Origin of the sequence: Pseudomonas sp. PS01301 (assembly GCF_029960215.1) — a bacterium.
Classification (GTDB): Bacteria; Pseudomonadota; Gammaproteobacteria; order Pseudomonadales; family Pseudomonadaceae; genus Aquipseudomonas; species Aquipseudomonas coleopterorum.
In genome coordinates this window covers 22,403-41,977 of the sequence record NZ_JASCPM010000041.1, presented here as the reverse complement: position 1 = coordinate 41,977, position 19,575 = coordinate 22,403, and the positions used below count along the sequence as shown (strand labels likewise).

Below are 19,575 nucleotides of genomic sequence, written 5' to 3'. Positions count from 1 at the left end.
TAGCAGCACCCCGCAATGGGGCAGGCGAGCACCGCTCCACTGTGGGAGCGGGCTCTGCCCGCGAAGGCTTCACCGCGGTACGCCTGACACACCGCAGCGCTCCTTTCGCGGGCAGAGCCCGCTCCCACAATTTGTTGGTGCTCAACAGGTTAGCAGCATCCCGCAATGAGGCAGGCTAGCACCGCTCCACTGTGGGAGCGGGCTCTGCCCGCGAAGGCTTCACCGCAGTACGCCTGACACACCGCAGCGCTCCTTTCGCGGGCAGAGCCCGCTCCCACATTTTGTCGGTGCTCCACAGGTTATCAGCACTGCGCAATGGGGCAGGCTAGCACCGCTCCCACAGATGGCTGCTCTCACATATGGTTGCTCTCACATATAGCTGCTCCCACAGATGGCGGGCTCTACAGATGGCCGGCTGCACCGATAGCCGGTCCCATAGACAGTCAGAAGCCGACCGTGGCGGAAACCAGATAGGTTCTCGGGGTAGCAAGAGTCAAACCAGGCTCGCTGTCGTCGGAGGCGCCGGCCGAGGCCCAGTAGCGTTTGTCCAGCACGTTCTCGACATTGGCGCGCAGGGTGACTGCCTTGCCCTGCACCTTGAATGCATACCGGGCACCCACATCGAAGCGCTCCCAACTGTCGATTTCCTTGCTGTTGGCCTGATCCAGGTATTGCGAGCTGGAATAGATACCGCGCCCGGTGAGGGTCAACCCGGGCAATGCCGGAACGTCCCACTCCGCCCCCAAATTGACATTGAGCTCGGGCGTGGCCGGTGCGCGGTTGCCATCGAAGGCCCCTGCGCTGGTGCCCGTCAACTCGCTGTCGATGTACATCACCCCGCCCAGCAGGCGCACGCCCGTCAGCGGTTCGCCGAACACACTCAATTCCACGCCATTGTTCTCGCGCTTGCCATTGGGGCCGAAGGTGCGGGTGAGCGCGTTGGTTTCGTACGCCGGCTGCTTGATGCGAAAAGCAGCGGCGGTGATGGCCAGGCTGCCGAGATCGTACTTCGCACCTACCTCGACCTGCCGGCTGATGAAAGGCGGGAAGATCTCGTCTTCGTTGATCGACGTGGAAGGCGCAATCTTGCCTTGGCTCAGACCTTCCAGATAGTTCGCATACAACGACAGCTCGTCGGTGAGCTTGTAGAGCACGCCCGCAGACGGTGAAAACTTTTCCTCGTCGTAAGCCGTATCGCCTTTCACCCCATCGCTCCAGTCATCCACCTTGACCCGCTGCCAGCGACCACCGAGGGTCAACAGCAGCCGATCGTCGAAGAAGCCAAGAGTGTCGGACAGGGCCACGCCGTCGAACCGGTTCTCGGTATAGACCTTGGGGTCCTGACGGGTGGGGTTGGACGGCGTCGCCGTGGCAACGGGCGCGTAGAGATTGCTGCGCCCCCTGGCGTAGCGCGCGCCGCCATTGGTGAAGTCCATGTAGAAATGACTGACAGCCAGGTTCAGCTCGTGGCTGACCGGGCCGGTCTGCAGCCACTTGCGCGCGCCCAGGGTGGCCGTGCGTACGCTTTCATCACGGGTGAAGTCGCGGGGCAGCACGTCGAAATCGCCGGCATCATTGACGACCGACACGTTGTGCCGAAGGAAATCATGATTACTCTCCCGGGCACCGACGCTGCCGTACAGCATCAACGAATCGCTCAGATCATACTCACCATTGAACGCCCCGAAGGTATCCTGGGTACGCGCCTTGCTCCAGCCCTGCGCATAGTTGTCGCGCACATGGTTGGCACCGGGCACGCGGGCATTGGCGCCGACCTGAACACGCTCCTGAGGCGCATCGGTATCACGCTCGGTATGCCCAACATCGGTAGACAGCCGCAGGCGTTCGCCGCGGAAATCCAGGCCGATCACGGCCATTTCCCGGTCCACGCTCTGCTTGTCCCAGGTAGTGTCGCCCGCCTGTTTCACCGCGTTCAGGCGCAGGCCAAACTGGTTGTCCTGGCCAAAGCGTCGGCCGATGTCCACGGCGCCACCGGCCTGGCTGTCGGAGGCATAGCTGGCGGTGAACTCGTTGATCGGCGTGTCGGTGGCGCGCTTGGGCACCACGTTGATACCGCCGCCGACGCTGCCCCGAGGGGAAATGCCGTTGATCAACTGGCTGGGCCCACGGAGGATATCCACCCGCTCGGCCATCTCCATGTCGATGGAGTACGTGGGCAGTATTCCGTATAGCCCGTTGTACGACACATCGCTGTTGAACAGGCTGAAGCCGCGGATGGTGAACTGCTCGAAACGCCCGCCGGCCGGGTTGGTGGTACGCACCGCCGGGTCGCTGGCTACCAGATCGCCCAGGGTGCGGGCCTGCTGATTTCGGGCGGTCTCGCTGGTGTAGCTGGTCATGCTGAAGGGCGTGTCCATGAAGTCACGTGCGCCGAGCAAACCTTGGGCGCCACTGCGCGCGACCTGCCCACCGGCATAGGGCTGCTCCGTCACGCTGCCTTGTGCGGCACCGGTCACGGTGGTAGGCGTGATCTCCAGCACGTCGGCACCCAAGGGCGCAGCCACGAGCGTATAGGCATCCCCCCCCACCGCTTGCAGGCGCAGACCGCTGCCGGCCAGCAGTTGAGCGAAGCCGCCCTCCACGCTGTACTCGCCGACCAGACCGGCGCTCTGCCGACCGTTGACCAAGGCAGGCGCCACCGACAGGCTGACGCCCGCCTGGCTGGCAAAGCGGGTCAGCGAGGCGGCGAGTTCGCCTCGGGGTATGTTGTAGACACGCGCCATGTCGTCGGCAAAGGCCATCTGCATGGGCATCGGTGCAAGGCCGATCAGCAGGCTGAGGGGCAAGGCGCGCGCGTAGTGCGCCGAGGATGTGCAGCCGTAACGGAGAAACGAACGAGGGGGCCGTGGGGGCATGGCTGAAGGCTCTTTGAGTGTGCTTACCTCTCCATGACAAGCGAGCGCGAAAAAGGGGACACGCGCTAGGCAGGTTTTTCCTGTGGCACCAGCGTGGCCCAATAGCGTGTGCGCCACTGGACCCGCAGCGGCAGACTGACAGCCAGCAGGTTCAGCACCTGATCCGGATCTTCCAGACGAAAACTGCCCGTGACGCGCAGCGCTTCCAGCTCCGGCTGCCAGCGCAGGATGCCGGGACGATAGCGATCCAGATCGCGCAGAAAATCCCCAAGAGGCTGGTCCAACGCAACGATCACGCCCTCGCGCCAGCCAGGCTGGCGAGGGTCGAAGCGCTCGATCGGACCTGGACCGGTGCCGGACAACTGAACGTGCTGGCCCGCGCGCAAGGTGAGCGGCGCAAAACCGGTAGGCCGCACATCGGCCTGCCCGGTGAGTACCGACAGCCGACAGAGGCCGTCGTCCTGGCGCACATTGATTTCACCCTGGTCCAGCCTCACGCTGCCAAGCGGCGTATGGATGTCGAACGGCATGGCATTGGCCAGACGCAACCGAATCTCCCCGCGCAGCAGCGTGAGTTGCCGTTGGCCAGGGTCGATATCGACCGCAGTGGCGGTATTGATGTGCAACACGCTGCCATCGGCCAAGGTCAATTGGCGTCGCTCGCCGGTGGCGGTGGCCACGTCGGCGCGCCAGGCATCGATGGGCAGCTCACGCGCAACCCACCAGGCGGCCGGCGCAGCCACGGTCAGCCCCAACAACCCCTTGAGCAGGTCGCGGCGGCCGTGGCCGGGACGATCGAGGCTGGCCATCGCCAGCGCCGGCGGCAGAACCTGGAAGCGGCCCTTGAGCGCCGCTACCCGGCGCCAGGCGGACTCATTCGCCTCGCTGGCTTGGCGCCAGCATTGCAGGCGGGCGAGGTCCTGTTCCGTGACGGCGCCAGACTCCATGCACACCCACCAGCGGGCCGCCGAGCGGGCGGCTTGGCGTGCTTCGTCACTCGGCTCGGCATTCAGCACAGTTCGGCCAGCAGGCAATGTTCGTAGGCCTGGGCCATGTAGCGCTTGACGCTGCGCTCGGTAACCTTCAAGCGCTCGGCGATTTCTCGGTAGCCCAACCCTTCGAGCTGGCTGAGCAGAAAGGCCCGGCGAACCTTGGCCGGTAAGCCATTGAGCAGTTGATCCAGAGCGTGCAGGGTTTCCAGCACCTGCCAGCGCTGTTCCGGCGCAGGTGCGACATCGGCGGGCAAGGTGGCGAGCGCGTCGAGATAGGCCTGTTCCAGACTGCGCCGACGGTAGAAATTGATCAGCAGCCGTTTGCCGACCGTCTTGAGGTAAGCACGCGGCTCCTGCAACTCGGCCACCGACTGGGAACTGGCCAGCACCCGGATGAACGTATCCTGGCTCAGGTCCGCCGCATCCCACGCACTGCCCAGGCGCCGGCTGAGCCATTGCTCCAGCCAGCTGCGATTGTCGCGATAGAGCGTCTCGAACGCCCGAGCGTCCACCCTCGCCGGCTCGACCATCATCGGCACCCTGTCAGATGTAAATGAGATCGATTGTATTTTAAAAAGGGTTTGCAGCGGAACCGTTAGTTACGCCCTCGATGCTGCATTCGGCCGCAATGCGCTCAGCCAGACAAACCGCGTGCGCCGCCGACGCGGCTCGCGCCGCTGCTACAGAGACCGCATTCCGTGCACCAGCGGCGCAAGCCACGTCCGGCAACAACGCATTCGCGTGCACCAACGGCCAACCCGCGTCCAGCATCAACGCATCCCCTGTAGCAGCGGCGCGAGCCGCGTCAGCGATCAACGCGATATTGCAGATCGATCAACCCGAGGCAGGCGCTGACTGAACGCGCCGATAGGTCGTGTGCCAACACAGAAGCAGACCCGCCCCTGCCATCAACGCGCCAACGAGGCCGATGTTGGCCACGCCCACCTGGGTGATCACCACACTGCCCAGCAACGCCCCACCGCCGATACCGACGTTGTAGATCCCCGAATGCAGCGCCATGGCCACGTCCGTGGCATCCGGGGCCAGCTCCAGGACCTTGGACTGCATCGCCAGGCTGAAGCACATGATCGAAATGCCCCAGACCACACTCACCCCACTCAGATAGGTGGCGTAGCGCGCCAACGGCAGCAACAGCATCAGACAGAGGGCCAGCAACGCGATCGACGCCACCATGAAGCCACGCGGATAGCGACCGCTGTAGCGGCTGAACACCAGCGAGCCGATCACCCCGGCACCGCCGAACAGCAACAGCAGCGTCGTGGTCATTTCCCCGCTCATCTGCGCCGCGGCTTGCACGAACGGCTCGATGTAGCTGTACGCCGTGTACTGCGCGGTGATCACCAGCGCGGTCGTCACATACAACGCCACCAGTACTGGCCGCTTGAGCAGCATCGGCAAGCTGCGCAGCGAACCCGAATTCTGGCTGGGCAGCGCCGGCAGGCTTTTCGCCAACCACAGCGCCACTAGCGTAGCCACCACGCCGATTCCCACGAATGTGGTGCGCCAGCCCAGCGCTTCACCCACCACCCGCCCCAATGGCACGCCCAGCACCATGGCCAGGCACGTGCCGGTGGCCAGCAGGCCCAGCGCCTGAGTGTGCTTGCCCGGTGGCGCCAGCCGCACCGCCAGCGATGCCGTGATCGACCAGAACAAGGCGTGGGCGAACGCGATGCCGATACGGCTGGCCAGCAGCACGCCATAGCTCCAGGCGATGCTGGACACTGCATGGCTGGCCACGAACAGGATGAACACCCCGATCAGCAACCGACGCCGCTCGATGTTGCGCGTGAGCAGCATGATCGGCAGCGACATCAGCGACACCACCCAGGCATACACCGTCAACATCAGCCCCACCTGCGCCGTCGGCATCGCAAAGCTCAGACCGATCGAGGTCAACAGCCCAACCGGCGCGAACTCCGTGGTATTGAAGATGAAAGCCGCCAGCGCCAACGCAATCACGCTGGACCAGCTGCCTGTGGGTGTATTCGAAGGCGTATTCATTGGATGGCTTCAGCGACTCTCGAAAATAGTGGGAACGGTGGCGCCTTAACAAACACCACGCATGCGTGTGCCGCCTGACCCTCAAGCCAAGCGGAGCATGCAATGAATGATTGTTATGAGTTTGAGGGGCGACGCCAGATGCGGCGGATTCTACGCCCCGCATACGGTAGGCACAATGCGGTCGCCCACCCGGCCCATTAAGTAGAAGACGATACCTGGAAACGTCGGTACACAGTTTCGGGCTTGTCCTCGGAACCAGCGATCAAGAAAATTTGTATCCCATGGGATACGGATCTATGCTGATGATGATCGCAACTAAAGATGTAATCGACACAGTCCTCCGACATTGCTACCGCCAAGCGCATGGCACAACAACTTCAGGAACAGGAACGATGAAAATCAAGCTATGGGAATGGGATAGCGCCGAACATCTCAAAACCGATCAAGACATGATCATGTACTTCGATGCTTGCATGGCCGAAGCGGGTGATGACGCGGCATTCATTGCCAAGGCGCTGGGCAACATTGCGCGCGCCAAGGGCATCGCCCAGGTGGCGAGGGACACCGGGCTGGGTCGGGAAAGTCTGTACAAGGCTCTTTCGGAGGACGGCAATCCAAGCTTCGCGACGATACTGAAGGTGACGCGTGCACTGGGTATCTCGCTGCATGCAGGGCTGCTTGCATCACCTTCCCGCCCTGCCCCCACTATCGGCTAGCGATCTGGGCGCGCGCACCCAACCGACTCAACCAGACCGAGAACAAGATCACACCACCGCCGAGGAACAGTCGTCCCAAAGGCTCGTCCTGGTTCCAGATCAGCAGGTTGAGCAGCAGGCCGACCGGCACGTGGAGATTGTTCATCACCGCCAGTGTGGCGCCCGGCACGCGGCTGGCGCCCTTGTTCCACCAATACATGCCAAGCGCCGTTGACACCAGCCCCAGGAACGCCAGCACGCTCCACTGTACCGGCGTCTGCGGCAGATTGTGGGGGTTGCCGAACAGCAGGAAGGCCGGCAGCACCACCAGCAAGGCACCGACGTAGAAGTAGCCGAAGCGTCGGTACTGTGGCTGGTCGCTGGGGTGGCGTGCCAGCAGATGCTTGTACAGCACCTGTCCGGCCGCATAGGTGAAGTTGGCCAGCTGCAGCAACAGGAAACCGATGAAGAAGTCCGGGCTGACGCGGTCGAAACGAATCACTGCAGCCCCCGCCACCGCGACCAGCGCCGCCACCAGCGCCCAACGGTTGAAACGACGGTTCAACGCGTCCTCGATCAGCGTCACGTGCACTGGCGTCAGGATGGTGAACAGCAGCACCTCCGGCACGCTCAAGACCCGAAAGCTCAGGTACAGACAGACGTAGGTGATGCCGAACTGCAGCGCGCCGATCAGCAGCATGGCGCGCAGGAAGCGCGGTTCGACCTGACGCCAGCGCGTCAGCGGCAGGAATACCAGCCCGGCGAGCAGCACCCGGGCGAGCACAGCAAAGTAGCTGTCGACGTGGCCAGCGAGGTATTCGCCGATCAAGCTGAAAGAGAAAGCCTGGATGAGGGTGACGATCAGAAGGTATTGCATGGTGCGTCCCGAATTGGCGAGGCGCGGACCTTAGCGCATGTGGGCCGGGTCAGGCCAGTGAAGCGCACCGCGGATCGCTACCGTGATTCATCAAATGAGTTGTCTTGTCCGATCATTGCTCTACCCTGTGTCGCATCTGTGCCGGTGGCTACACGCTCGGCTGGCATTGCACCTCGATTCGCAACCTGAGAATGCTGCGCTTGAAGCTGGCCACCGCGTCGGCCGACGCCCCTGCGGCGACGCTGACCCGCCGGGTCCGCACCGGCTCGGGGCCATTGCGAAAGCGCACACTGCACTGCGCCGCGCGGGCTCCGTAGTTCTGCAGGGTCACGGCGGCCATGTCGGGGGCGGTGTCGTGGGCCGTGACCAGAATGTCGGTGTCGTCGAGCTGCTTCTGCACGTCGATGGGGTAGGCGAAACACACGCCTGGCAGCAGGGCCAGCACTACAACGCAGCATTTGATCATCGAGCAGTCTCCGTGGCGGGCTGCCAGCTTAGGACACCAGGAGTCGAAGATGAAAGCGCCCCGCGTCACCCTTGAGCAATGGCGAACCCTGCAGGCCGTGGTCGACCACGGCGGCTTCGCCCAGGCTGCCGAAGCCCTGCACCGTTCGCAGTCGTCGATCAGCTACACCGTGGCGCGCATGCAGGACCAGCTCGGCGTGCCGCTGTTGCGCATCGACGGCCGCAGGGCGGTGCTCACCGACGCCGGCGCGGTGCTGTTACGCAGGTCCCGCCAACTGGTCAACCAGGCCAGCCAGTTGGAAGACCTCGCCCACCACATGGAGCAGGGCTGGGAAGCCGAAGTGCGCCTGGTGGTCGACGCAGCCTATCCCAATGCACGGCTGATCCGCGCCCTTACCGCGTTCATGCCGCAGAGCCGCGGCTGTCGCGTGCGGCTGCGCGAAGAAGTGCTGTCGGGGGTCGAGGAAGTGCTGCAGGAAGGCGTCGCCGACCTGGCGATCAGCGGCTACGGCATACCGGGCTACCTGGGCACCGAACTGAGCGCCATCGAATTCATCGCCGTGGCCCACCCCGAGCACGCCTTGCTGAGCATGGGTCGCGCGCTCAGCGTGCAGGATCTGCACGGCCACATGCAGGTGGTGATTCGCGATTCGGGCCGCCAGCAACCGCGTGACGTCGGCTGGCTGGGCGCTGAGCAGCGCTGGACGGTCGGCAGTCTGGCCACGGCGACCAGTTTCGTCGGCAGCGGCCTGGGCTTCGCTTGGTTGCCGCGGCACATGATCGAACGCGAACTGCGCGAGGGTACACTCGCCGCCTTGCCGCTTGAGCAAGGTGGCAGTCGGCACCCAACGTTCTATCTGTATTCGAACCGGGACAAGCCCTTGGGTCCGGCCACACAAATTCTCGTCGAATTGCTACGCACCTTCGACACCGCGCCCCTGGACGTGCCGATTCCGGCTCTTGAACAGGCCAATGCCCTCATGGGGCATGACGACTGACCGTCTTGCGAACATTAAGTAACATTCATTTTTTCCATCCCCGCTCGCCTGGGCCGCCCTTTGGCGGCACGCTTGCTACATTGCCCCGAACGCTTGCGCCACTTACGGCTCAAAGCCTATGCCTTCCCCCCTCAAGGACCTCGTACCGATGCTGAAGAAAATCCTCCTGACCGCCTGCTCCCTCTCCTTCGCAGGCCACCTGATGGCTGCCGATGCCCAGCACCCCCATGTGTTGCTCGACACCAGCATGGGCGCAATCGAAGTCGAACTGGACGCGGTCAAGGCGCCGATCAGCACCGCCAACTTCCTCGCCTACGTCGACAAGGGCCATTACAACAACACGGTTTTTCACCGCGTGATCCCGGGCTTCATGGTGCAAGGCGGTGGCTTCGACGCCAACATGCGTGAGAAGCCCACCCAGGCCCCGATCAAGAACGAGGCCGACAATGGTTTGCACAACGTGCGGGGAACCCTCGCGATGGCGCGCACTCAAGTAAAGGACTCGGCCACCAGCCAGTTCTTCATCAATCAGAAGGACAACGATTTCCTCGACCATGGTGGTCGCGATTTTGGCTACGCGGTCTTCGGCAAGGTGGTCAAAGGCATGGAAGTGGTCGACAACATCGCCAACACGCCGACGACCACCAAAAGCGGCATGCAGAACGTGCCCAGTGATCCGATCATGATCAAATCGGCGAAACGCGTGGACTAAGCCGCGCGCCCTGCCGGCCATGTCTCAGCCAGGACCGTCAACCCGCACAGGAGAGCACGCTTGAGCATTTATCGCCGCTTCGAACAATGGATCGATATCTTCCGCGAAGCGCCTACGGAAACGCCTCCCAACAAGGTCCTGGCCTTCTACATCTACTACCTCAAGCAGGTCTGGCCCAGCTTCGCCACGTTGCTGGTGGTCGGCCTGATCGGTGCGCTGATCGAGGTTGCGCTGTTTCGCTACCTCAGTCGCATCATCGACATGGCCCAAGGCACGCCCAACGTGCACTTTTTCAGCGACAACGCGCTGGAGCTGACCTGGATGATGGTGGTGGCGCTGGTCCTGAGGCCCATCTTCATCGGCCTGCATGACCTGCTGGTGCACCAGGCGATCAGCCCGGGCATGACCAGCCTGATCCGCTGGCAGAACCACAACTACGTGCTCAAGCAGAGCATGAACTTCTTCCACAGCGACTTCGCCGGACGCATCGCTCAGCGCATCATGCAGACCGGCAACTCCCTGCGCGACTCGGCGGTGGCGGCAGTCGATGCGCTGTGGCATGTGCTCATCTATGCGATCAGTGCCCTGGTGCTGTTCGCCGAAGCCGATTGGCGGCTGATGATTCCGCTGATCCTGTGGATCATCGCCTACGTGATTTCGCTGTACTACTTCGTTCCTCGGGTCAAGGAACGTTCGGTGGTGTCCTCCGACGCCCGCTCGAAGTTGATGGGGCGTATCGTCGACGGCTACTCCAACATCGCCACGCTCAAGCTGTTCGCCCACACCAGCATGGAGCAGCAATACGCCCGTGACGCGATCAGCGAGCAGACCGAGAAAACCCAGCTGGCCAGCCGGGTGATCACGGCCATGGATTTCGCGATCACCACCATAAACGGTCTGTTGATCGTCGGCACTACGGGCCTGGCCCTGTGGCTGTGGACGCAGTCGCTGATTTCCGTGGGGGCAATCGCTCTGGCAACGGGCCTGGTGATCCGTATCGTCAACATGTCCGGCTGGATCATGTGGGTGGTCAACGGCATCTTCGAAAACATCGGCATGGTGCAGGACGGCCTGCAGACCATCGCCCAACCGGTCAGCGTGACCGACAAGAAGGGCGCGCCACGGCTCAAGGTCGACCGCGGCAACGTGCGTTTCGAAGACGTGCATTTCCACTACCCCAAGGGCGACAGCATCATCGAGGGCCTGACCCTGGATATTCGTCCGGGCGAGAAGATCGGGTTGATCGGGCCTTCGGGTGCAGGCAAGTCGACGCTGGTCAACCTGCTGCTGCGTCTCTACGACCTGCCCAGCGGGCGCATCCTGATCGATGGCCAGGACATTGCCGACGTGACCCAGGAAAGCCTGCGCGAGCAGATCGGCCTGATCACCCAGGACACGTCGCTGCTGCACCGTTCCATCCTCGACAATCTGCGCTACGGCAAGCCCAATGCCACCGAGGAGCAGGTCTGGGAAGCGGTGCGCAAGGCGCGAGCCGATGATTTCCTGCCGTTGTTGTCCGATAGCGAAGGTCGTCGCGGTTTCGATGCCCATGTCGGCGAGCGCGGCGTGAAGCTGTCCGGTGGCCAGCGCCAGCGCATCTCCATCGCCCGCGTGCTGCTGAAGAACGCACCGATCCTGATCATGGACGAAGCGACTTCGGCGCTCGACTCCGAAGTCGAGGCGGCGATTCAGGAAAGCCTGGAAACCCTGATGAAGGGCAAGACCGTGATCGCGATCGCCCACCGCCTGTCGACCATCGCCAAGATGGATCGCCTGGTGGTGTTGCAAAAAGGCAAGGTGGTGGAGATCGGCAGCCATACCGAACTCCTGGCGCAGCAGGGCCTGTATGCACGCCTCTGGCACCATCAGACCGGCGGCTTCGTCGGGATGGATTGATCCTGGCGCTCCCATGGCTCACGGGGCCATGGGAGCCCCCTGTAGGAGCGGTCATCGGCCGCGAAGACGTCACCGCGGCTCGCCTGACACACCGTAGCGCTCCCTTCGCGGCCACTGGCCGCTCCTACAGTCAGGCACCTAGTAATGAATGACTCAGGCCTGTCGATACGGCAACGCTTCCCGCGCCTGCTCCGCGTACCTCAGCACCCCCACCCGCTCCTCTTGCAGAAAATTCTCCACCGCAGCCCGCAGCCCCGGATGCCGCAGGTAGTGCCATGACCGCGTGATCACCGGCTCGAACCCGCGGATCAACTTGTGCTCACCCTGCGCCCCGGCATCGAAACGCTGGATACCGTGGGCAATTGCATAGTCCATGCCCTGATAGAAACAGGTCTCGAAGTGCAGCCGGTCATACTCGGCCAGGCATCCCCAATAGCGACCATAGAAACTGTCGCCACCCAACAGACTGAAAGCCATCGCCACCGGCCGACGTTCGTGGGTCGCCAACACCACGCGAATCGCCTCGGGCATGCGCTCGGCCAGCAGACTGAAGAAATCACGCGTCAGGTAAGGCGAGCGCCCACGCACATGGTAGGTGTTGGCGTAGCAGGCATAGACGAAATCCCATTCGGCCTCGCTGACCTGCCCGCCCTCGCGCCATTCGAACTCGATGCCTTGCGCCCGCACCTGTTCACGTTCCTTGCGCATCTGCTTGCGCTTGCGCGAGCTGAGCGCATCGAGAAAATCCTCGAAATCCCGATAGCCGCGGTTATGCCAGTGATACTGGCAACCCAGCCGTTCCATCCAGCCTTCCTCGGCGCCGATCAGCGCATCGAAGGCAGGATCGGTGAAATTGACATGCGCACCACTGAGTCCTTCCAGCTCCAGGTACCCCGGCACACTGCGCAGCAACTCGACGCCATGCTCGGGCCGATGCATCAACAGGCGTGGGCCGCTGACCGGACTGAACGGCACCGCCCCCAGCAGCTTGGGGTAGTAGTCGATACCGGCCCGCGCGCAGGCGTCGGCCCAGCCGTGATCGAACACATACTCCCCATACGAATGCCATTTACGGTAGCTGGGCAAGGCCGCCACCAGTTGCCCCTCTTCGATCAGCACCAAGTGCTCCGGCGCCCAACCGGAGCGCTCGCCCAGACTTCCACTGTCTTCCAGCGAGCTGAGAAAGCCATGGCGCAGGAACGGTTGGGATTCGGGCAGCAGCGCGTCCCATTGCGTGGCGTCGATGGCGGACAAGCTGGCAGCAACATGCAACGGCATCGGTAGGCTCCAATGGATGAGACGTGCCGAGCAGTATCGCGCAGCCTCTGCCTGCGGTCACCCGCCAATACGGTGCCATCACTCGGCGAGCGCTCTGGATCAATGCATACCGTCTTTTCAATGTCATCACTAAGCCATTGTTCTGACATTGTTTTGTCATCACCCCTCGCAATACTTGCGCCAGTTTTTCGGGGTCTGCCACGCCATCTGCCAGGCGTGTCCGAAAGCACTTTCAGGTTCGGCGCTTGCCGGCCTTTTTTTGCGATAGGGAGAATGTCATGCTTCGTGTTTCAACACTCACCAAGGTCAGCCTGAGCGCCACCGTTCTGATGGCCATCAGCAGCCAGGCCAGTGCTGCGGTCGATGCCAAGCTGCTCGACATGCTGCGCGCCAACGGCTCGATCAACGCCGCGCAATACGCCGAATTGAAGACCGAGCTGGACAGTGAGAAACAGGCCCAACAAGTGGCTGCCGCCGAACAATCGAAGAAGATGAGCGCATTCGACCAGAAAGTCGCCTGGGCCGCGAAGACCCAGATCAAGGGCGACGTGCGCCTGCGTCATGAAAGCATCAACGTCGACGGCGAACGTGATGGTTCCAGCGGCGATCGCAACCAGGACCGCCAGCGCATCCGCGCACGTCTGGGCGTCTACAGCGAGATCAACCCGCAGGTCGATGCCGGTATCCGCGTCGCCACCGGCAGCAGCGCCGATGCCCGCTCCACCAACCAGAGCCTGGATGGCGCCTTCAGCAAGAAATCCATCTGGCTCGATCAGGCCTACCTGGACTGGCACCCAACGGCCGTCAAGGACCTGCACCTGATCGGCGGCAAGATGAGCCAACCTTGGGTCAGCATGGGCGACGTGATCTGGGACGGCGACATCAACCCCGAGGGTGTGGCCGCCACCTACAAGCTGCCATTGGGCGGCGCCGAACTGTTCGGCAGCACCGGCTACTACGTGCTGACCGACAACATCGACGGTGAAGGTCGTCAGTTCGAACATGACCTGCGCATGTACACCGGCCAGGCCGGCGCGCGCTTCGCGCTGGGCGACAACGTCAAGATGACCCTGGGCGGCAGCGTCTATTCCTACGACAACGACAACGCGACCAACGCCGCTGCCGTACTGGCCGTCAACGGCAACGCCTCGACCGAATTCACCCTGTACGAAGGCTTCGGTCAACTGGACATCACCGGCCTGCCCCTGCCGCTGTCGATCTATGGCCAGTACGTGGTCAACGGCGATGCCGAAGCCACCGCCACCGTCGGCAAGCAGGACACCGCATGGCTGACCGGCTTCAAGACCAAGTTCGCCGGTTTCGGCCTGGACTACAACTACCGCGACGTGCAACGCAATGCCGTGGTGGGCGCATTCACCGACTCCGACTTCGCCAACGGTTTCACCGGCTCGCGCGGCCACAAGGTCAAGCTGGGCTACGAGATCGACAAGAACTTCGCCGTCGGTGCCACCTACTTCCTCGCCGAATCCGATGTCGCCAGTCGTACCCGTACCGATGCCGACGTGAACACCCTGCAGCTGGACCTGGAAGCCAAGTTCTAAGCCTGCTCTCCTCGCTTCAGACAAAAGGCGCAAGCTGCGAGTGCATCGCAGGTTGCGCCTTTTTCATTGCCACTGCCGCCGTCGATCAGCGCTTGCGCAGAATCACGCTACCAATCGAATAGCCTGCACCGAACGAGCTCAGCACGCCGAGCGAACCCGCTGCCAGGTCGTCCTGATGGGTATGCAAGGCGATCACCGAGCCGGCCGAACTGGTGTTGGCATAGCGGTCGAGAATCACCGGCGCCTCCTCGACGCTGGCATCGCGGCCCAGCAGCTTCTTCACGATCAAGTGGTTCATGCTCAGGTTGGCCTGGTGCAGCCAGAACCGCCTGACGGCCTGCACGGCAATGTCGTTCTGCGCCAGGTGGGCGGCGATCAGCTCGGCGACCATCGGGCAGACTTCCTTGAACACCTTGCGGCCTTCCTGGACGAACAGTTTGTCCTCTCCACCAGGCCCCAGCGCCTCCGCCCGATTCAGAAAACCGAAGTTGTTGCGGATGTTGTTGGAAAACTGGGTCTGCAGACGAGTGCTGACGATGTCGAACTGATGCGCCGATGTAGCCAGGTCCGCACGCTCCACCAACACGGCAGTGGCCGCATCGCCGAAGATGAAGTGGCTGTCGCGGTCGCGGAAATTCAGGTGCCCGGTGCAGATCTCCGGGCTCACCACCAGCACCGCCCGCGCCTGTCCCAACTGCACGCTGTTGCTCGCTTGCTGGATACCGAAGGTGGCCGACGAACACGCCACGTTCATGTCGAAACCGAAGCCCTGGATACCCAGCGCCTGTTGCACCTCGATGGCCACCGCCGGGTAAGGCCGTTGCAGGTTGGAACAGGCAACGATCACTGCGTCGACGTCGGCAGCCGTGCGACCGGCGCGTTGCAGCGCCTGCTCCGCTGCAGCCACGGCCATCTGGCACAGAATCGACTGCTCTTCGTTGCTGCGCTCGGGCAGGTTGGGTTTCATCCGCTGCGGATCGAGAATGCCCGCCTTGTCCATGACGAAGCGGCTCTTGATGCCGCTGGCTTTCTCGATGAAGGCCGCGCTGGAGGGGGCCAGTGCCTGCACGTCGCCGCGCTCGATGGCCGCAGCGTTGTCCTGGTTGAAGGCGGCTACATAAGTGTTGAAAGACTCGACCAGCTCCTCGTTGGAGATGCTCTGGGCCGGTGTGTACAGGCCGGTGCCGCTGATGACGACGTTATGCACGGTCGTTCCTCTATTGTTAGGGGCAACTCAATCAGATGAATGCCACGCAAGCCCGAGTCGAAAGACCGGGCCGCACTCAGGCGTCCACTGCACTCCACTGCTTGCTCAAGCGCTTGTCCGACACGGGCACCTTGGTGCCCAACTGTTGCGCGAACAACGACACTCGATACTCCTCCAGCAGCCAGCGGTATACCTCCAGCTGTGGATCACGCTTGCCCTCCTGGCTATGCTTGTTCAGGCGTGTCTGATAATGGCTCCAGAGATTGGCCAACTCGCCGCTCCAGACCCGATCTTTCTGCACCTGACTCGGCAGTTTCTCCAAGCGTAGCTCGACCGCCTTGAGCAGGCGCGGCATTTCCTTGAGCCAGGCTGCCGGGGTATCGCGTACGAAACCGGGATAGACCAGATGGCTCAACTGCTGCTTGATATCGTTCAGCGCCACGGCATGGGTCAGATCGATCTTGCCCTTGAAGCGCTTTTGCAAGCCATGCCACAACTTGAGGATATCCAAAGTCAGGCGCGCCAGGCGTTCGGCGTGCTCTGCCCAGGCGCCACGCTTGCGCTCGGCCAGTGCTGCCAGGGCCACACCGTCGCGCGGCAGGCTCGCTTCACCTTCCAGCACGCAACTGTCCAGGCTGGCCAGCAGGATGTCCTCGACGAGGGCTTCGACACGGCCGAGTTCGCGGTACAGCAGGCCCAGTTCGGTCTGGCCCGGCAACTTGCTGCGCAGGAACTTGGCCGGTTCTGCCAGTTGCTGCAGCAGCAGCCGCTGCAGGGCGCGTCGGTGCTGGTACTCGGCTTCGGCGCTGGTCGAGAACCGCCCTTCCTTGACCGTGCCGCCTTCCTCGACCAAGGCCGGGTAGACCGTCATCGACAGTCCGGCGATGTTCTGCTGGGTGGTCTGTTCGACCTTGGCGAACGCCTTGGCCTGCACCGGTTGCTGGCTCTTCGCGGTATTCGGCACCGCCAATGCCGCACTGCTGGCCTCGGCGAAACGCGCGGTGAGCTCGGCCAGATCACGTCCTTCACCGAGAAATTTGCCTTGGCCGTCGAGCACTTCGATGTTCATGCGCAGATGGCTGTCGACCTGCTGCGCGGCCTCGGCCCATGCCTCGTCGCTGACCCGCGCGCCTGTCATGCGCAGCAGTTCGCGTCCCAGAGCCTGGGGCAAAGAGCCTTCGCCGAAGGTCAGACGTGCAAGAGCCGCGCGAACGAAGTCCGGCACCGGCACGAAGTTCTTGCGCAGCGCCTTGGGCAGGTTGCGCACCAGGGAAATGCACTTGGCCTCCAGCAACCCCGGCACCAGCCATTCCAGGCGCTCGCCCGGCAAGGCCGGCAGCAGCGGCGCGGGCACGCGCAGGGTGACGCCGTCGCGGGGGTGATTGGGCTCGAAGTGGTAGCTCAGCTGCAGGCTCAGATCGCCCAGACGCAGGGTGTCAGGATACTGCGCGGCAGTGACTTCGCTGGCCTCGCGGGCCAGTACGTCCTCTTCGCGCATGATCAGAAGATCGGGGTTCTTCTGGCTGTTGACCTTGTACCAGCTGTCGAAAGTCGCCGTCTGGTGGATCTCGGCTGGCAGGCGCGCCTCGTAGAACCCGTAGAGGGTTTCTTCGTCGGCCAGAATGTCGCGTCGCCGGGCCTTGGCCTCCAGCTCGTCGAGCTGCTCGAGCAGCTGGCGGTTGGCCGTCAGGCACTTGGCCCGCGACTGGATCTCGCCGCGCACCAGCCCTTCGCGAATGAACAGCTCGCGCGACGCCACCGGATCGATGGGCCCGAAATGCACCGGGCGACGGCCGACCACGATCATGCCGTAGAGGGTGATCTGCTCGAACGCCACCACCTGACCGCGCTTCTTCTCCCAATGCGGCTCGAAATGGTTTTTCTTGATCAGGTGCCCGGCCAGCGGCTCGATCCAGTCCGGCTCGATCTTGGCGACCATGCGCGCATACAGCTTGGTCGTCTCGACCAGCTCGGCGGCCATCAGCCACTGCGGCTTCTTGCGCCCCATGCCCGACGACGGATGCACCCAGAAACGACGCTGTCGCGCGCCCAGATAGTCGCCGTCTTCGGTTTTCTGGCCGATCTGGCTGAGCAGGCCGGACAACACCGCCTTGTGAAACTTGGGATAGTCCGCGGCGTCCTTGTTCACCTGCAGTTGCAGGTCACGGCAGATCAGGCTCAGTTGACGGTGTGCATCACGCCACTCGCGCAGGCGCAGGTAATTGAGGAACTGTTTGCGGCACCAGTTGCGCAAGGCACTGGAGCCCAGTTCCTGACGCTGGGTTTCGAAACCACGCCACAGATTGACCAGCGCGGCGAAATCCGAGTCGGCATCCTTCCACTGCGCGTGGGCCTGATCGGCCGCCTGCTGCCGCTCGGGCGGACGCTCGCGCGGATCCTGCACCGAGAGCACGCTGGCGATGATCAGCACTTCCTGCAAACTGCCCTGACGCGCGCCTTCGAGCAGCATGCGCCCCAGCCGTGGATCGATCGGCAAGCGCGCCAACTGTCGGCCCATCGGCGTCAGCTGGTTCTCGCGGTTGACCGCAGACAGCTCCTGCAGCAGGTTGAAGCCGTCGCTGATGGCCTTGCCGTCCGGTGGCTCGATGAACGGGAAGCGGTCGATTTCACCCAGGCGCAGGTGCAGCATCTGCAGGATCACCGCCGCCAGGTTGGTGCGCAGAATCTCGGGATCGGTGAATTCGGGGCGCGAGAGAAAATCCTCTTCGCTGTACAGGCGGATGCAGATGCCGGGCTCGACTCGGCCACAGCGACCCTTGCGCTGATTGGCGCTGGCCTGGGACACCGCCTCGATCGGCAGACGCTGGACCTTGGCCCGGTAGCTGTAGCGACTGATGCGCGCTGTACCGCTGTCGATCACGTAGCGGATGCCGGGCACGGTCAGCGAGGTCTCCGCCACGTTGGTGGCCAGCACCACGCGGCGCCCGGGATGGGACTGGAAAATACGCTGCTGCTCGGCCGGCGACAGGCGCGCGTACAGCGGCAGGATTTCCGTGTGCCGCAGCTGAGCCTTGCGCAGCATGTCGGCAGCATCGCGGATCTCGCGTTCGCCGGGCAGGAACACCAGCACGTCGCCCGGCGTCTTGCGCTCGCTGCGCTCGAACGCGGCGATTTCGTCGAGCGCCGCCAGAATCGCCTGGTCGACGGTCAGATCGTTCTCGATCTGGTTGCCTTCTTCGTCCTGCTCGGCCGTCAGCGGTCGGTACCAGGTGTCGACCGGGAAGGTGCGCCCGGACACCTCGATGATCGGCGCGTCGTCGAAATGCTCGGAGAAGCGCTGCAGATCGATGGTGGCCGACGTGATGATGACCTTGAGGTCGGGACGCCGTGGCAGCAGGGTCTTCAGGTAGCCCAACAGGAAATCGATGTTCAGGCTGCGCTCGTGGGCTTCGTCGACGATGATGGTGTCGTAGCGTTCGAGAAAACGATCGTGCTGGGTCTCGGCCAGCAGGATGCCATCGGTCATCAGCTTGACCAGGGTATTGGCATCGCTCTGATCTTCGAAACGCACCTGGTAACCCACCAACCCGCCCAGCGGCGTCGCCAGTTCCTCGGCGACACGACTGGCCACGCTGCGCGCAGCGATCCGGCGTGGCTGGGTATGGGCGATCAGGCCATGCTGGCCGCGGCCCAGTTCCAGGCAGATCTTGGGCAACTGGGTGGTCTTGCCCGACCCGGTTTCGCCGGCAATGATCAGCACCTGATGCTCGGCGAGCACCTTCTTGATTTCATCGCGCTTGACGGCAATGGGCAGACTGTCGTCGTAGCGCACGGTCGGCACACTCAGCCGACGCGCCTCGACGCGAGCGAACGAAGCCTGGACTTTTTCGACCCACTGACCAAGCTTTGCCTCGTCGGGCCGTTTGCGCAGTTCATGCAACTGCCGGCGCAGGCGGTGACGATCGCCAATCATGGCCTGGTCGAGGTTTTTCAGAAGCTGGTCAATCGAAGCGGTTTGGTCGGTCATCAGGTAC

Annotated in this window: 14 protein-coding genes; 5 read left to right on the top strand and 9 right to left on the bottom strand. The window is 63.1% G+C overall.

What is annotated here, in order from left to right; genetic code table 11:
- Positions 1 to 443: 443 nt before the first annotated feature.
- The 4 genes from QMX89_RS18355 to QMX89_RS18340 form a co-directional block, all read right to left on the bottom strand.
- Positions 444 to 2,774 (bottom strand): TonB-dependent receptor, encoded by a 2,331-nt coding sequence (locus QMX89_RS18355; protein ID WP_282349295.1) that lies wholly within the window; start codon positions 2,772 to 2,774, stop codon positions 444 to 446.
- A 167-nt stretch (positions 2,775 to 2,941) separates the two neighbouring features.
- Entirely contained in the window at positions 2,942 to 3,889 is a 948-nt protein-coding gene (locus QMX89_RS18350) for a FecR domain-containing protein (protein ID WP_282349294.1), read from the bottom strand.
- A complete protein-coding gene (locus QMX89_RS18345; RefSeq protein WP_282349293.1) occupies positions 3,886 to 4,398 on the bottom strand; it encodes a sigma-70 family RNA polymerase sigma factor in 513 nt (170 codons plus the stop codon). The genes QMX89_RS18350 and QMX89_RS18345 overlap by 4 nt, the downstream gene beginning before the upstream one ends.
- 304 nt (positions 4,399 to 4,702) lie before the next feature.
- Positions 4,703 to 5,890, bottom strand: a complete 1,188-nt coding sequence (locus QMX89_RS18340) for a sugar transporter (protein WP_282349291.1) — start codon at positions 5,888 to 5,890, stop codon at positions 4,703 to 4,705.
- 392 nt (positions 5,891 to 6,282) lie between these two features.
- Here QMX89_RS18340 and QMX89_RS18335 point away from each other — a divergent pair, with 392 nt between their 5' ends.
- The gene (locus QMX89_RS18335) at positions 6,283 to 6,606 is read left to right on the top strand and encodes an addiction module antidote protein (protein ID WP_282349289.1); all 324 of its coding nucleotides are present in this window, start codon (positions 6,283 to 6,285) and stop codon (positions 6,604 to 6,606) included.
- On the opposite strand, the gene QMX89_RS18330 is transcribed toward QMX89_RS18335, so the two are convergent.
- Together QMX89_RS18330 and QMX89_RS18325 are read right to left on the bottom strand one after the other, a co-directional pair.
- A complete protein-coding gene (locus QMX89_RS18330; protein WP_282349288.1) occupies positions 6,596 to 7,462 on the bottom strand; it encodes a carboxylate/amino acid/amine transporter in 867 nt (288 codons plus the stop codon). The two genes, QMX89_RS18335 and QMX89_RS18330, sit on opposite strands and share 11 nt — an antisense overlap.
- Before the next feature lie 148 nt (positions 7,463 to 7,610).
- On the bottom strand, positions 7,611 to 7,928 hold the full coding sequence (locus tag QMX89_RS18325) for a hypothetical protein (protein WP_056843301.1): 318 nt from the start codon (positions 7,926 to 7,928) through the stop codon (positions 7,611 to 7,613).
- A gap of 49 nt (positions 7,929 to 7,977) precedes the next feature.
- Between QMX89_RS18325 and QMX89_RS18320 the strand changes: the two genes are divergently transcribed.
- The 3 genes from QMX89_RS18320 to QMX89_RS18310 all read left to right on the top strand — a co-directional run bounded on the left by QMX89_RS18320 (position 7,978) and on the right by QMX89_RS18310 (position 11,533).
- On the top strand, positions 7,978 to 8,925 hold the full coding sequence (locus QMX89_RS18320; protein ID WP_282349286.1) for a LysR family transcriptional regulator: 948 nt from the start codon (positions 7,978 to 7,980) through the stop codon (positions 8,923 to 8,925).
- Positions 8,926 to 9,073: 148 nt separating this feature from the next.
- Positions 9,074 to 9,637, top strand: a complete 564-nt coding sequence (locus QMX89_RS18315; RefSeq protein WP_049861099.1) for a peptidylprolyl isomerase — start codon at positions 9,074 to 9,076, stop codon at positions 9,635 to 9,637.
- Between the two features lie 66 nt (positions 9,638 to 9,703).
- Positions 9,704 to 11,533, top strand: a complete 1,830-nt coding sequence (locus tag QMX89_RS18310) for an ABC transporter ATP-binding protein (RefSeq protein WP_049861144.1) — start codon at positions 9,704 to 9,706, stop codon at positions 11,531 to 11,533.
- Positions 11,534 to 11,686: 153 nt separating this feature from the next.
- On the opposite strand, the gene QMX89_RS18305 is transcribed toward QMX89_RS18310, so the two are convergent.
- The gene (locus QMX89_RS18305) at positions 11,687 to 12,811 is read right to left on the bottom strand and encodes a GNAT family N-acetyltransferase (RefSeq protein ID WP_282349285.1); all 1,125 of its coding nucleotides are present in this window, start codon (positions 12,809 to 12,811) and stop codon (positions 11,687 to 11,689) included.
- A gap of 278 nt (positions 12,812 to 13,089) precedes the next feature.
- Here QMX89_RS18305 and QMX89_RS18300 point away from each other — a divergent pair, with 278 nt between their 5' ends.
- On the top strand, positions 13,090 to 14,373 hold the full coding sequence (locus QMX89_RS18300) for a putative porin (RefSeq protein WP_282349284.1): 1,284 nt from the start codon (positions 13,090 to 13,092) through the stop codon (positions 14,371 to 14,373).
- 85 nt (positions 14,374 to 14,458) lie between these two features.
- Here the strand turns inward: QMX89_RS18300 and QMX89_RS18295 are convergent, their stop codons facing one another.
- Positions 14,459 to 15,580 carry a beta-ketoacyl-ACP synthase III gene (locus QMX89_RS18295; protein WP_049861102.1) on the bottom strand — a complete coding sequence of 374 codons (1,122 nt, stop codon included), beginning with the start codon at positions 15,578 to 15,580 and terminating at the stop codon, positions 14,459 to 14,461.
- Between the two features lie 76 nt (positions 15,581 to 15,656).
- The gene (hrpA, locus tag QMX89_RS18290; protein ID WP_282349283.1) at positions 15,657 to 19,568 is read right to left on the bottom strand and encodes an ATP-dependent RNA helicase HrpA; all 3,912 of its coding nucleotides are present in this window, start codon (positions 19,566 to 19,568) and stop codon (positions 15,657 to 15,659) included.
- Positions 19,569 to 19,575: the final 7 nt, after the last annotated feature.

Excerpts from the sequence above, each read along its gene's own strand:
- QMX89_RS18340 (WP_282349291.1), bottom strand. The coding sequence starts at position 5,890 with ATGAATACGCCTTCGAATACACCCACAGGCAGCTGGTCCAGCGTGATT.
- QMX89_RS18345 (WP_282349293.1), bottom strand. The coding sequence starts at position 4,398 with ATGGTCGAGCCGGCGAGGGTGGACGCTCGGGCGTTCGAGACGCTCTAT.
- QMX89_RS18335 (WP_282349289.1), top strand. The coding sequence starts at position 6,283 with ATGAAAATCAAGCTATGGGAATGGGATAGCGCCGAACATCTCAAAACC.
- QMX89_RS18315 (WP_049861099.1), top strand. The coding sequence starts at position 9,074 with ATGCTGAAGAAAATCCTCCTGACCGCCTGCTCCCTCTCCTTCGCAGGC.
- QMX89_RS18355 (WP_282349295.1), bottom strand. The coding sequence starts at position 2,774 with ATGCCCATGCAGATGGCCTTTGCCGACGACATGGCGCGTGTCTACAAC.
- QMX89_RS18300 (WP_282349284.1), top strand. The coding sequence starts at position 13,090 with ATGCTTCGTGTTTCAACACTCACCAAGGTCAGCCTGAGCGCCACCGTT.
- QMX89_RS18320 (WP_282349286.1), top strand. The coding sequence starts at position 7,978 with ATGAAAGCGCCCCGCGTCACCCTTGAGCAATGGCGAACCCTGCAGGCC.
- QMX89_RS18325 (WP_056843301.1), bottom strand. The coding sequence starts at position 7,928 with ATGATCAAATGCTGCGTTGTAGTGCTGGCCCTGCTGCCAGGCGTGTGT.
- hrpA (WP_282349283.1), bottom strand. The coding sequence starts at position 19,568 with ATGACCGACCAAACCGCTTCGATTGACCAGCTTCTGAAAAACCTCGAC.
- QMX89_RS18305 (WP_282349285.1), bottom strand. The coding sequence starts at position 12,811 with ATGCCGTTGCATGTTGCTGCCAGCTTGTCCGCCATCGACGCCACGCAA.
- QMX89_RS18330 (WP_282349288.1), bottom strand. The coding sequence starts at position 7,462 with ATGCAATACCTTCTGATCGTCACCCTCATCCAGGCTTTCTCTTTCAGC.